The sequence below is a fragment of the Nocardioides sp. YR527 genome, from assembly GCF_900101045.1.
Lineage (GTDB): Bacteria > Actinomycetota > Actinomycetes > Propionibacteriales > Nocardioidaceae > Nocardioides.
This window is the reverse complement of the sequence record NZ_FNFN01000008.1, coordinates 255,595-268,408: the sequence shown is the minus strand read 5'-3', so window position 1 is coordinate 268,408 and position 12,814 is coordinate 255,595. Positions and strand designations below refer to the sequence as shown.

11 protein-coding genes and 1 tRNA gene are annotated in these 12,814 nt (G+C 69.2%); 6 read left to right on the top strand and 6 right to left on the bottom strand.

The window, feature by feature from the left end; all coding sequences use genetic code 11:
• Positions 1 to 7 precede the first annotated feature (7 nt).
• The 3 genes from BLT25_RS23780 to BLT25_RS23770 are packed head-to-tail and all read left to right on the top strand — an operon-like array spanning position 8 to position 3,261.
• The gene (locus BLT25_RS23780) at positions 8 to 577 is read left to right on the top strand and encodes a TetR/AcrR family transcriptional regulator (protein WP_091051348.1); all 570 of its coding nucleotides are present in this window, start codon (positions 8 to 10) and stop codon (positions 575 to 577) included.
• Between the two features lie 30 nt (positions 578 to 607).
• Entirely contained in the window at positions 608 to 1,870 is a 1,263-nt protein-coding gene (locus tag BLT25_RS23775) for a cation:proton antiporter (protein WP_091051345.1), read from the top strand.
• A gap of 14 nt (positions 1,871 to 1,884) precedes the next feature.
• Positions 1,885 to 3,261, top strand: coding sequence for an ATP-binding protein (locus tag BLT25_RS23770; RefSeq protein WP_218131463.1), 1,377 nt, complete (start codon positions 1,885 to 1,887; stop codon positions 3,259 to 3,261).
• 1 nt (position 3,262) lies between these two features.
• Here BLT25_RS23770 and BLT25_RS23765 read toward each other — a convergent pair whose 3' ends face one another.
• Together BLT25_RS23765 and BLT25_RS23760 are read right to left on the bottom strand one after the other, a co-directional pair.
• On the bottom strand, positions 3,263 to 5,011 hold the full coding sequence (locus BLT25_RS23765; protein WP_091051344.1) for an ABC transporter ATP-binding protein: 1,749 nt from the start codon (positions 5,009 to 5,011) through the stop codon (positions 3,263 to 3,265).
• The gene (locus BLT25_RS23760) at positions 5,008 to 6,777 is read right to left on the bottom strand and encodes an ABC transporter ATP-binding protein (RefSeq protein ID WP_091051341.1); all 1,770 of its coding nucleotides are present in this window, start codon (positions 6,775 to 6,777) and stop codon (positions 5,008 to 5,010) included. Before BLT25_RS23760 ends, BLT25_RS23765 begins: the two co-directional genes overlap by 4 nt.
• A gap of 210 nt (positions 6,778 to 6,987) precedes the next feature.
• Here BLT25_RS23760 and ilvD point away from each other — a divergent pair, with 210 nt between their 5' ends.
• Entirely contained in the window at positions 6,988 to 8,670 is a 1,683-nt protein-coding gene (ilvD, locus tag BLT25_RS23755) for a dihydroxy-acid dehydratase (protein ID WP_091051338.1), read from the top strand.
• A gap of 99 nt (positions 8,671 to 8,769) precedes the next feature.
• Here the strand turns inward: ilvD and BLT25_RS23750 are convergent.
• The 4 genes from BLT25_RS23750 to BLT25_RS23735 all read right to left on the bottom strand — a co-directional run bounded on the left by BLT25_RS23750 (position 8,770) and on the right by BLT25_RS23735 (position 11,395).
• Positions 8,770 to 8,842 (bottom strand) — tRNA-Lys (locus BLT25_RS23750).
• 81 nt (positions 8,843 to 8,923) lie between these two features.
• Positions 8,924 to 10,501, bottom strand: a complete 1,578-nt coding sequence (locus BLT25_RS23745) for a phytoene desaturase family protein (protein WP_091051452.1) — start codon at positions 10,499 to 10,501, stop codon at positions 8,924 to 8,926.
• Positions 10,502 to 10,511: 10 nt separating this feature from the next.
• Positions 10,512 to 10,934: a hypothetical protein gene (locus BLT25_RS23740; RefSeq protein WP_091051336.1), complete on the bottom strand. Its 423-nt coding sequence runs from the start codon at positions 10,932 to 10,934 to the stop codon at positions 10,512 to 10,514.
• Positions 10,931 to 11,395, bottom strand: a complete 465-nt coding sequence (locus BLT25_RS23735; protein ID WP_091051334.1) for a MarR family winged helix-turn-helix transcriptional regulator — start codon at positions 11,393 to 11,395, stop codon at positions 10,931 to 10,933. Before BLT25_RS23735 ends, BLT25_RS23740 begins: the two co-directional genes overlap by 4 nt.
• Positions 11,396 to 11,472: 77 nt before the next feature.
• Here BLT25_RS23735 and BLT25_RS23730 point away from each other — a divergent pair, with 77 nt between their 5' ends.
• Both BLT25_RS23730 and BLT25_RS23725 read left to right on the top strand, forming a co-directional pair.
• Positions 11,473 to 11,853, top strand: a complete 381-nt coding sequence (locus BLT25_RS23730; RefSeq protein WP_091051331.1) for an MmcQ/YjbR family DNA-binding protein — start codon at positions 11,473 to 11,475, stop codon at positions 11,851 to 11,853.
• Between the two features lie 328 nt (positions 11,854 to 12,181).
• A complete protein-coding gene (locus BLT25_RS23725) occupies positions 12,182 to 12,766 on the top strand; it encodes a hypothetical protein (RefSeq protein WP_143033838.1) in 585 nt (194 codons plus the stop codon).
• Positions 12,767 to 12,814 lie beyond the last annotated feature (48 nt).

The window sequence follows — 12,814 nt, the reverse complement described above, 5'->3', positions numbered from 1 at the left end:
CGTTCTCGTGCCCCGTATCGCCGCCGAGAACGTTCCCGAGCACCGCAGGCTGGTGCGCGAGCGGATCTTCGCGGCGTTCGCCGAGCTGATGGCCGAGGGCAGCTACGACGCGATCAGCATGTCGAAGCTGGCCCAGCGCGCCGACATCGGCCGCACCGCGATCTACCACCACTTCAAGGACCGGGACGCGGTCATGGTCGCCTTCGCGACCCACGAGACCTCGGAGTACGTCGCCTCTCTGCAAGCCCAGCTCGCCGCGAGCGAGAACCCGGCCGAGCGGCTGCGGATCTACGTACGCAACCACCTCACCCTCGGCGAGAAGTTCCACATGGGCTTCGGTCCCCAGGTCTACGGCGGCCTCCCGGAGGAGGCCCGTCAGGAGATCCGCGAGCACATCGTCGCCGTCGAGCAGGTCCTGGCCGAGATCCTCGAGCAGGGCGCCGAGCAGGGCATCTTCGCCGTCTCCGACATCGACGCCACCCTCGCCCTCGTGCATTCGGTCCTCGGTACCCGCAACCTCCCCGCCGAGCGGATCGAGGAGTTCGTCCTCCGCGCCGTCGCGGGACACATAGTCTGAAGGCCCGCGCCGCCCTTCAGGAGGAATGACATGCCCTCGCCGGTGATGTCCCTTTTCTGGATTACCGCAGTCGCCGCGGTCGCACCGTTGATCGCCGGTTTGGTGCCGCGCAAACTGGTGCCCGAGGTCGTGCTGCTCATCGGCCTGGGGATGCTCATCGGACCCTACGGCCTCGAGTTCGCCGAGACCGATGAGGCGATCGAGATGCTGCACGAACTGGGCCTCGCGATGCTCTTCCTGCTCGCTGGATTCGAGATCGAGCCGGCCGAGCTGGCCGGGCGGGACGGACGTAGGGCGCTCGGAACCTGGCTTGTCAGCCTCGCGTTGGCATTCGGGCTGGTCGGTCTGTTGGGTGTCACGAACGTTCTCGACAGCCAGGTGGCAGTCGCGATCGCGCTCACCTCGACCGCTCTGGGGACCCTGCTGCCGATTCTGAAGGACAACGGTCTCCTCAAGACGAGGGTCGGTGCCAGCGTCCTCAGGCACGGTGCGTACGGCGAACTCGGACCGATTCTCGCGATCGCCCTCCTTCTGGGTACGCGAGGTCCTGTGGAATCGCTCCTCGTCCTCGCGGCCTTCGGGGCGATCACGCTCTTGCTCGGCTTTCCGCCCCGGCGACTGCGACGGGAGACATCGCGATTACTGGAGCTGATTCGTTCTGGTGCCGAGACAACGGGACAGACCCCGGTTCGGCTGACGATGTTCCTGTTGGTCACGCTGACGGCCGTGGCGGCAATACTCGAGCTCGACGTCGTCCTGGCGGCATTCGCGGCCGGTTTCATCCTGCGTCTTGCGGTGCCCGACGGCAACGAGCATCTCGAGGCACGAGTCGAGGGAATCGCCTACGGGTTGCTGGTTCCCGTCTTCTTCGTCACCTCCGGAATGGCCGTCGATGCCGCCGCGATCGTCAGCCGCCCGCTGGCGTTCGTCTCCGTGATCGTCTTGATCCTCCTGGTTCGAGGTCTGCCGGTCTTCCTGCTCAGCAGGTTCTCGAGGTCCGAAGACGGCACGGGCATGGACTTGAGAGACAGCCTGGCCGTGGGGCTGTTCGCGTCGACAGGCCTCCCGATCATCGTGGCGGTCACCTCGATCACGGTCGCCGCGAACGAGATGTCGCCCGACAATGCCTCTCTTCTCGTCGGCGCCGGTGCCGCGACGGTACTGATCTGCCCACTGCTCGCCATGCTCCTCATCAGAAGTCCGGAGGAAGGGAGCGGGATACGATCCGAGATGAAAAGCGCCAAGGGTGGTCGTCCACCGGCCAGCCGTCAGGGATTGCGGGGAAAGAAGTGAACCCTTCTGAGGGCTTGCTCGCTCATTCGTCAGACGGCCGCACCTTCGTGTACGTCGGGAAGGAGACCTTTGCCGTCGTTCCGGGCGACATCGTGGTGCTGAACACCGAGGACAGTGGCATGGTGCTCGGTCAGGTTCTGGACTGCAACGATCCGGCCGCGCTGGATGACGGTGGGTCCGGCGTCCTGCTCGGCCCGCTCGACGAGACCGGCGTACCGCGGCCGGAGCGCCGTCAGCCCTTTCGCAACGCCCGGCTCTCCGAGCCCGGCGAACGGCACCTCGAACGACTGCAGCAGGTCTCCGGCGCCACGCTGGAGGTCGGCACGTGGCGGTCCGCCGGACACGAGGTCCCCGCTCTGCTGAGGGCTGGGGCCTTCAACCGTCATACCTTCCTGTGCGGCCAGAGCGGCTCCGGCAAGACCTACGCACTCGGGGCGATCCTGGAGCGGCTGATCTTGAACACCGAGCTCCGCGTCGTCGTGCTCGACCCCAACGCCGACTTCGTCAGCCTCGGCGAAGCGCGCGCCGACGCGCCGGCGGCAGTCGCCGATCGTCTCTCCGATACGGCCGTACGGGTCCTCGGCGCCGACACGACCGGTCACGAGCCGCTCAGACTCCGCTTCTCCACGATGTCGCGCCAAGCTCAGGCGGCGTTGCTCGAGCTCGATCCGATGCGGGATCGCGAGGAGTACAACCTCTTGATCCACCGCATGGACGAGACGGCCTCGTCCGGCTTGGACCACGTGGTCCGCGAGCTCTTGGTGGGTTCTCCGGACGAGCGCGCGCTCGGTCTGCGGATCGAGAACCTGGGCCTCGACCACTGGGAGGTCTGGGCGGGCGAGCTGCCGTCCGCTGCCGAGATCGTGTCCTCGGGCAGCCGAGCGACGGTGCTCGACCTGAGTGGCTTCGAGGATCCGCACGAACCGATGGCGGTCAGTCTCGACCTCGTCGAACGCTTGTGGGCGGAGCGCACCAGCCGGGTTCCCACCTTGATCGTGATCGACGAGGCCCACAACCTGTGTCCGGCGGACGCTTCAGGCGCGTTGCAACAGGCGCTGGTGGACCGCCTCGTGCAGATCGCGGCCGAGGGTCGGAAGTACGGGCTGTGGCTGGTGCTCTCCACCCAGCGACCCGACAAGATTCACCAGCAGGTCGTGTCGCAGTGCGACAACCTCGTGCTCATGCGCATGAACTCGCCCGGCGACGTCGCCGCCGTTGCTCACCTGTTCGGCTATGCGCCCTCGGCCATGCTGCGTACCTCGCCGTTCTTCCAGCAGGGCGAGGCGCTCTTCGCCGGGCGCTTCGTGGCAACGCCGTCGTTCTTCCGGATGGGTGCACGATTCACGAAGGAGGGCGGCACGGACGTGGCCGTTCCCGTCGCCGCCCCGTGACTCAGCCGGCGGGCTCGCCGACCAGCTGCCAGCCCGCCGCGGACGTACGCTGCTGCCAGAAGTCGCGGTAGCGACCTTCTGCCGCGAGCAGGTCGGCATGGCTGCCGCGCTCGGCGATCCGGCCGCCGTCCAGGACGAGGATCTGGTCGGCCGCGGTCACCGTCTGGAGCCGATGGGCGATGACGATGACGGTGCGGTCGGCGGCCAGCGCGGTCAGCGCCTCCTGGACCGCCGCCTCGTTCTCGGCGTCCAGCGCCGCGGTGGCCTCGTCGAGGAGGACCACGGAGGCGTCCTTGAGGAGCGCACGGCAGATCGCGACCCGTTGGCGCTCGCCGCCCGACAGCGTGGAGCCGGCCTCTCCGACCCGGGTCTCCCAGCCGTGCGGGAGGCGGGCGACGATGTCGTCGACCCGGGCCAGCCGAGCCGCCTCCGCCAGGCGAGCCGGGTCGGCGTCGGGGGCGGCGAGCAGGACGTTGTCCCGCAGCGTGCCCTCGAAGAGGTAGACGTCCTGGAAGACGATCGAGACGTCGGCCATCAGCGCCTCGGTCCCCAGGTCGCGTAGGTCGACCCCACCGACCCGCACGGACCCGGAGGTGACGTCGTGGAACCGGGCGGCCAGCCGGAGCAGGGTCGACTTGCCCGATCCGGAGGGCCCGACGATCGCGGTGAGCGAGCGGGCCGGGGCGGTGAAGGAGACCCCGTCGAGCACGGGCGTGGAGCCGTCGTACGAGAAGGAGACGTCGGTCATCTCGACCGCACCGTCACGCGCGGTCGCGGGGACGGCAGGCTCGGGGAGCGGGGCGATCTCGAGCAGGTCCAGGACCCGGCGCAGCGAACCCTGGGCGATCCGCAGCGCGCTGGACAGCTCGCCGAGGTCGACCATCGACTCCACGAACCGGACGCTGAGCACGAGCAGCCCGACCGCGGTCGCGGTGTCGAGGCTGCCGCCGAGGACGAGGTGGACCGAGAGCGCGACCACGACGGTGAGCAGCGCCTGGACGGCGAGCAGCTGGAGACCGCGACCACCGAAGCCGGTGACCAGCATCCGCCTGCTCGCCGCCCGCTGGGCGGCGAAGGCATCCTCGACCAGCTCGTTGCCGTGGACGGTGCGGCCGAAGACCCGCAGCGCCTGCTGGTTGAGCGCGAACTCCACGACCCGTGCCGAGCCGTTGGCCATCGCGGTGTCGTAGCCGGCCTCGGAGCGCCCGATGATCACGCTCAGCAGGCGGGTCGCGGCGAAGACCAGGACGACCCCGGCCAGCAGCGCCACCCCGAGCCGCCACTCCAGGACCAGCAGCGCGGCGACCACGGTGACCGGGCTGACCACGGCGGCGGTCATCGGCCGCAGCAGGTGGCCGGGGATCGAGGAGATGTCGGCTGCGCCCTTGGACGCCATCCGGCCGACCATCCCGGTGCGATCGGCGTCGTACCAGCCGAGCGGCAGCCTGGCGACGTGCTCGCCGAGCCGGGCCAGCGTTCGGTCGAGCAGGTCGCAGGCCAGGTCGTATCCGGCCAGGTCGGCGAGGGTGAGCAGGACGTGGTGGGCGACGAGCAGCCCGAGGAGCGCTCCTGCCCAGGCGGTCACCCCGTTCCAGTCCTGGGTGAAGAGAGCGACCAGCAGCGGCACCAGTGCCGCGAAGGCGAGGCCCTGGAGGACGCCGGTGGCGACGAAGGTGGCAACCACCCGAAGCAGCCGCCGGCGGCCGTCGTGGTCGAGGAGGGTGCTGAGCATGCGTACGACGGAGATCATCGGGCCACCTCGGCGGTCTGGGTGTGGGCGGGTTCTGAGTGGGCGCGCTGGTCGGCCCGCCACAGCCGGGCGTAGAGGCCGTCGGCGGCGAGCAGGTCGGTGTGGGTGCCGGACTCGGCGACCAGGCCGGAGTCGAGGACGACGATCCGGTCGGCGCCGGTGATCGTGGAGAGGCGGTGGGCGATGACGAGGAGGGTACGTCCGGCGACCAGCGTCGAGAGCGCCTGCTGCACCTGTGCCTCCGACTCCGGGTCGGCCGCCGCGGTGGCCTCGTCGAGGACCAGGACCGGGGTGTCGGCCAGGATCGCCCGGGCGATCGCGACCCGCTGCCGCTCACCTCCGGAGAGCAGCGCGTCCTCGCCGACCACCGAGTCCAGCCCGCGCGGCAGGGCGTCGAGGCGGTCCAGGATCTGCGCGGCGGCCGCGGCGTGACGTACGTCCTGGTCGGAGGCGTCCGGGCGGGCCAACCTGATGTTGTCGCGGAGGCTGGTGCGAAGCAGGGAGGTTTCCTGGAAGACGAACGAGACCCGCTCGTAGAGCTGCTCGCTGGTCAGGCTGCGCAGGTCGCAGCCGCCGAGGTTGATGGACCCGAGCGTGGGGTCCGCGAAGCGGGGCAGCAGCCGCGCCAGGGTCGACTTGCCCGACCCCGAGGGGCCGACCAGAGCGGTCACGGTGCCGGGTTCCAGGGTCAGCGAGATTCCGTCGAGCACGAGCCGGCCGCCGGGGGAGTAGGCGAAGCCGACGCCACGCAGCTCCACCCGGCCGCCCTCCGGGTTCGCGGCGGTCGCCGGGACCGGGAGCTCCGGGGTGGCCAGCAGCTCCTGGATCCGCTGAGCGGCACCGGTCGCCTCGCGCAGCTCGCGGCCGGCGTACCCGGCGACGGTCACCGGTGCGGTCATGGTCAGCCCCAGCACCAGGAACGGGACCAGGTCGATCGTGGCGAGGTTTCCTCTGCTCGCGAGCAGCGCGCCGACGACCGCGACGAGCGTGAGCGTGAGCACCGGGGTCAGCGCGAGCTCCATCAGCAGCATCCCGAGCGCCGAGTGTCGCATCCAGTCGCGGTTGAACCCGCCGAAACGCTGCGCGACCTCGGTGAACCGACGATGCGTACGGCCCTCCCGGCCGAACGTCTTGACCACCGTGATCCCGTTGACCAGCTCGACCGCGGCCGAACCGATCTCGGCCAGCCCACGGTCGTAGGTCTGGTAGAGCTCGGCCGCGCCGCGCATCGAGATCCGCAGACCGATGATGCCGAGGACGAGCGGGACGCAGGTGACCAGCGCCATGGTGACGTCGACCGAGAGCAGGTACGCCGCCACGGTCAGCGGGAGCGTGATGGCCGCGGTCAGCTCCATCGCCGAGTGCGCGACCAGGTGGTGCAGCGCGGCCACGTCGTCCTGGACCGCCTTCTTCACCTGCCCCGAGGAGCGCTCGGTGAACCACGCCAGCGGCACCCTCCCCAGCCGGGCGACCAGGCTTCGCCGCAGCAGCACCGAGAGGTCGAGGTCGGCGGCGTGGGAGAGCCAGGACGCGGCCAAGATGGTGGCCAGCCTTACGCCGAGTGCGCCGAGGCTCACCTGCACCACCAGCCAAGCCCGTCCTGCGTCGATGCTCGCGCCACTGGTCGCCGGTAACAGGATCCGAGCCAGCTCGACGATGCCGGTCATCGGCACCAGCCCGGCGACCGTGGAGACCACGGTCAGCGCGATGCAGGCGAGGAGGCGGCCGCGTACGGGCCGGAGGATGTCACGCAGTGGCGATGCCATCAGGGCATGTCCTTGTCCAGGGAAGATCGAGGTCCGAGAAGCCTGATCAGGCAGGCCGACGGCCGCCCCGGCGCACTACTCACCCGCGCCTTGAATCAGGAATCATTCTCATTCTGACATGGCGGTCTGAGGTGCGGAGGACGCCACGCCCGGGATCCGGAGGGATGCGAGATCGGGCCGAGGGTGCTCATCCGCGATTACGCTGCTTGTATGACCGAATCACCCGACATCAAGCCTCGCTCACGCGATGTCACCGACGGCCTGGAGAGGGCAGCCGCCCGCGGGATGCTCCGCGCGGTGGGCATGGGGGACGAGGACTTCGCCAAGCCGCAGATCGGCGTCGCGTCCAGCTGGAACGAGATCACCCCCTGCAACCTGTCGCTGGACCGGCTCGCCAAGGCCGTGAAGAACGGCGTCCACGCGGGTGGGGGCTACCCTCTCGAGTTCGGCACCATCTCCGTCTCCGACGGCATCTCGATGGGACACGAGGGGATGCACTTCTCGCTGGTCAGCCGCGAGGTGATCGCCGATTCGGTCGAGGTCGTCATGAACGCCGAGCGGCTCGACGGCTCCGTGCTGCTCGCCGGCTGCGACAAGAGCCTTCCCGGCATGCTGATGGCTGCAGCCCGGCTCGACCTGGCGAGCGTCTTCCTGTACGCCGGCTCGATCATGCCGGGCCAGGTCGACGGCCGCGACGTGACGATCATCGACGCCTTCGAGGCCGTCGGTGCCTGCCTGGCCGGAAAGATCACCCGTGAGGAGGTCGACCGCATCGAGCGGGCGATCTGTCCGGGCGAGGGCGCCTGCGGCGGTATGTACACCGCCAACACCATGGCGTCGGTGGGCGAGGCGCTGGGCATGTCACTGCCGGGCAGCGCCGCGCCGCCGGCGGTGGACCGTCGGCGCGACGGGTTCGCGCACCGCTCGGGCGAGGCCGTGGTCAACCTGTTGCGCAAGGGCATCACTGCGCGCCAGATCATGACGCGCGAGGCCTTCGAGAACGCCATTGCGGTCGTGATGGCCCTCGGTGGCTCCACCAACGCCGTGCTCCACCTGCTGGCGATCGCCAACGAGGCCGAGGTCGAGCTGACCCTCGACGACTTCAACCGGATCGGCGACAAGGTGCCCCACCTGGCCGACATGAAGCCGTTCGGCAAGTACGTCATGAACGACGTCGACAAGATCGGCGGCATCCCGATGGTGATGCGCGCGCTGCTCGACGCCGGCCTGATGCACGGCGACACCCTGACCGTGACGGGCAAGACGATGGCCGAGAACCTCGACGAGCTCGCGCCGCCGGCCGTCGACGGCACGGTCATCCGTTCGCTCGACGCCCCGATCCACAAGAGCGGCGGGCTGACCATCCTCAAGGGCTCGCTGGCCCCCGAGGGCGCGGTCGTCAAGAGCGCCGGCTTCGACGACTCGGTCTACAGCGGCACGGCCCGGGTATTCGACGGCGAGCGGGCAGCTATGGACGCGCTCGAGGAGGGCCGGATCGTCTCTGGCGACGTCGTCGTGATCCGCTACGAGGGCCCCAAGGGCGGTCCGGGTATGCGCGAGATGCTCGCCATCACCGGCGCGATCAAGGGCGCCGGCCTCGGGAAGGACGTCATCCTGGTGACGGACGGCCGGTTCTCCGGTGGAACCACCGGCCTCTGCGTCGGCCACATCGCCCCCGAGGCCGTCGACGGTGGCCCGATCGCCTTTGTTCGGGACGGCGACCCGATCACGCTCGACGTCGCCAACCGCATCCTCGAGCTCGGTGTCGATGCCGACGAGCTCGAGCAGCGCAAGGTCGGTTGGTCGCCGCTGCCGCCCAAGTACACCCGCGGCGTCCTCGGCAAGTACGCCAAGACCGTGCAGTCGGCCGCAGTCGGGGCGGTCACCTGCTGAGCTGCGCTAGTCGGGCTTTGCGTGCCCAATTGTGTCCCCGGGCTATATAACAAAGAACCGGCCCCCACCTGGAAGTCCAGGTGAGGGCCGGTCTCGATGTACGCCATGTAGGACTTGAACCTACAACCCGCTGATTAAGAGTCAGCTGCTCTACCAATTGAGCTAATGGCGCATGTCTTGGAGCCCGTCAGGCGCGCTCGGCGACGAGAGGAACATTAGCAGCGGGCGCGGATGCGGCCCAAATCGAGGAGGGTCAGCGGAGCTCGAGGACGGCTTGGGCGGCGTTGTGGCCGCCGAGGCCGGAGACGGCGCCGCCGCGTACGGCGCCCGAGCCGCACACGAGCACGGTGCCGAGGTCGGTGGCGACGCCCCAGCGGGCGGCGGGGGTGGACAGGTAAGAGGAGTCGGGGGCCCAGGGCCAGGCGAGGTCGCCGTGGAAGATGTGGCCGCCGGGCATGGCCAGGTCGGCCTCGATCTCCTGGGGGATCTTGGCCTCGATGCACGGCGTCCCATCGGCAGACCGAGCCACCACCGAGGAGATCGGGTCGAGCAGGTGGCGGTCCAGGGAGGCGATGGCGCGCTGGACCGCCAGCTCCTTGCGCTCCGAACGCGTGGCGGGGTCCTCGAAGAGGGTCGCGGGGGCGTGCAGGCCGAAGTAGGTGAGGGTCTGGGTGCCGGGTGGGACGTCGCCGAGGATCGACGGGTCGGTCAGCGAGTGGCAGTAGACCTCGCCCGGCATCTCGGTGGGGACGGAGCCGGCGGCTGCCTCGGCGTACGCCTTCTCGAGCTCGGAGTAGGACTCGCCGAGGTGGAGGGTGCCGGCGAAGGCGACGTTCGGGTCCTCGCCGGAGCGCAGGCGGGGTAGCCGGGAGAGGAGCATGTTGATCTTGAGCTGGGCGCCCACCGGCTTGGTCGAGGGCGAAGGCGTGCGGCCGAGGAGGCCGTCGAGGACGTAGGGGGCCAGGCCGGAGAGTACGTAGTCGGCGGCCACCGTGTGGGAGCCGGAGGCGTCGGTCCAGGTGACCTCGGCACCCTCGCCGACGGCCCCGCCGCTGATCGAGGTGACGGTCGCGCTCGTGACGACCTCCGCACCGGCGGCGTACGCGGCCTTGGTGATCGCCCCGGTGACCACGCCCATGCCGCCGACCGGGACCCGCCACTCGCCGGTCCCGTTGCCGATCAGGTGGTAGAGGAAGCAGCGGTTCTGGATCAGGCTCGCCTCGCCCAGGCCGGCGAAGGTGCCGATCAGTGCGTCGGTGGCGACCACGCCGCGGACCAGGTCGTCGGCGAAGCGACGCTCGATCGCCTCCCCGAGCGGCCGCTCGACGATGTCACGCCAGATCGGCGCACCCACCTCCGAGCGGATCGCCGCACCCGTGGGCAGCGGGGAGGTGAGGGTCGGCGCGACGACCTGCGCGAGCTCGCCGACCTCGGAGTAGAAGGACTGCCACGCGGCGTACTCCTCGTCCGATCCGGTCACCGCACGGAAGCTGGCCGCGGTGGCCTCGCCCTCGGGGGTCTCCACCAGGAGGCCGGTGGCGCGGGAGCCGTCGAGGAAGGGCGAGTACGACGCGGTCTGCCGCGACGCGAGCTCGATGTCGAGCCCGAGATCGGTGCGGATCTGCTCGGGGAGCAGCGAGACCAGGTAGGAGTAGCGCGAGAGCCGGGTCGGGAAGCCCTCGAAGGCCTGCGCCGAGATCGCCGCGCCGCCGACGTGGTCGAGTCGCTCGAGCACCAGGACCGAGAGGCCCGCCCGGCCCAGATAGGCGGCGGCGGTGAGGCCGTTGTGTCCGCCGCCGGCTACCACCACGTCGTATCGCTCCTGCGCCATGCCCTGCATCCTAGGAGGCGGCCAAGGCGGCGTTCGCTCGTTCGGTGAGGGTGGCCAGGACGCGGGCGGTCGCGGCGACGTCCTCGGGCGGGAGATCGGCGAAGAATGACCTGGTCAGCGGCTGCGTACGCTCGACGATCTCCTCCTGGACGCGGGCGCCCTCCGCGGTCAGCGTGAGACCGGCCGCGATCAGGCCGCGGGCGATCGCCGCGTCGAGGTGGGACTCGACCTCGGCCGCGGAGACCTTGATGTTGTCGGCGGTCGAGGCGACGAGCTCGGCGCGCGTGGCATCGCCCCGGTGCAGGTAGTTGAGCAGGAGCGACTGCTCGAAGGTCAGGTCGTGGTCGTCGAGCAGGTCGAGGAGGTTCTTGCGGATAGCGAAGTAGGCGAGGCCCAGGTTGGCGCCGGTGAGCGGGGGAGTTGCGGTGGTCATGATCGGTCTCCAGGTGTGGGGTCGGTGTCGATGGGGGCGGCGAGCATCGCCTCGAGCGCTGCCTGCGCCTCGGCGGCACGGCGGCTGCCGCGGCCGCCGAGCGGTGCGGTGAGCTGGTCGAGCAGGCGCCCGGTCACCGCGATCGCCTCGCGGGTCACCTCGGTGCCCTCGGGCGTGATGGCGAGACGTACGGCTCGGGTGTCCTTCGCGTCGCGGACGCGTTCGATCCAGCCCTTCGTCTCGAGCTGACGGGCGAGCTTGGAGACGTACATCGGCTCGAGGCCGGTGAGGTCGGCCAGCTGCTTCTGGGTGGGGGCCTCCGAGGCGCGGAGGCCGTAGAGGGAGGCGATGAGCGAGTACTGCGCGTGGGTGAGGCCCAGCGGCGCGAGGGCTCTGTCCATCGACACCCGCAGACGCATGGCGAGGCGCCATACGACATGTCCGATCGTCTGCTTCTTCATGCCCAGAAACCATACATGTTGATCATAAACATGTATAGCAATTAGAAGTGTCGGCGGTCCCTGGCAGGATCTGAGGCATGGCTGAGCGTCCAGAGGTTCCCGAGGCGATGGTGACGAGGCTGAGGGAGATCCTCGGCGCGTTCCCGAAGTGTCTCGAGGACGACGCCTGGGTCGGCGTGCGCTGGCGGGTCGGCCAAGAGACCGTCGCGCACGTCTTCGGCGGCGAGGACCAGCTCTTCCGGATCGTGTTCAGGGGTGAGCCCGACGAGGTGGTGGCCTTCGAGCATCTCGGCCACCCCTACTTCAAGGCCGGCTGGGGTGGCAACGTGGTCGGGATGATCCTCGACGACGACACCGACTGGGACGAGGTCGCGGAGCTCCTGACCGACTCCTACTGCATCCAGGCTCCGGCCAAGCTGGCCGGTCTCGTCGAACGTCCGTCGGTGACGACGGAGTAGGGTCCGCTCGTGCATGTCGAGCGGGTCGAGGAGTACGTCGCTTCGTCCCTGCTCTGCTCCGTCGTGATCCTGCACTCACTGGCGACGGGCATGACGGCGGTGGCGTACGCCTGATCGACATGGTTCCGCTGGTCACGCCCAGATTTCTCGCGGCATCGGTGATTCTGTTCGACGTCCACTACCTCGTCCGGCGGAAACGGGCCCGAAGAGTTGTTGCCTGATTGGGACTTTAGACCCTAGGCCGACCGGCCAGACTCGGGCATGTTACCTTGGCAAATCAAGGGGAACAGTTTCCCTTCCATGGCAACAAATTTCATAAGGAGTGCGTGTGCGTCGCATGGCCATGCTGGTCCTCGGGGGAGCCGTTGCGGCGGCCGGGGTCGGTTGCGGTTCGGACAGTTCCATCGACAACGGGTTCTACAGCAACAACCACCGCGAGAACCCGGCGATGGAGAAGAAGGTGATCACCGTCGACAGCACCGAGCGGATCGCGCAGAACCAGCAGCTCGGGTTGACGACTGAGGGAACCATCAAGGGCGAAGCACCAGGAATCCTGTTGCGGGTGATCGTGCACGACGTCTTCGAGACGTCTTTCACGGACGGCACCGAGACCCCGCCGGGGTCGCGGGTGATGGCCGTCGAGATCCAGGTCGTCAACGCCGGGTCGAGGGTCTTCAACGACACCCCTGCGACCGGCACGACGGTCATCGATGCCTCGGGCAAGAAGTACAAGAGCCTCCCCAGCACGGTGACGGTCGACGGCGGCGAGGTGTTCCCGAACCCGTTCGGGCTGCAGCCGCGTGACCAGCGGACGGCCCTGGTGCCGTTCGTCGTCCCGGTCGGGGTGAACATCAAGCAGGTCGGGTTCCAGATCGACAAGGGCGGCGAGAGCGGCCTGTGGCGGGTTCCGTAGTGCAGAAGCCCTAAATCTGGATTCAGTACCAACCTCCAAGCAACCTTC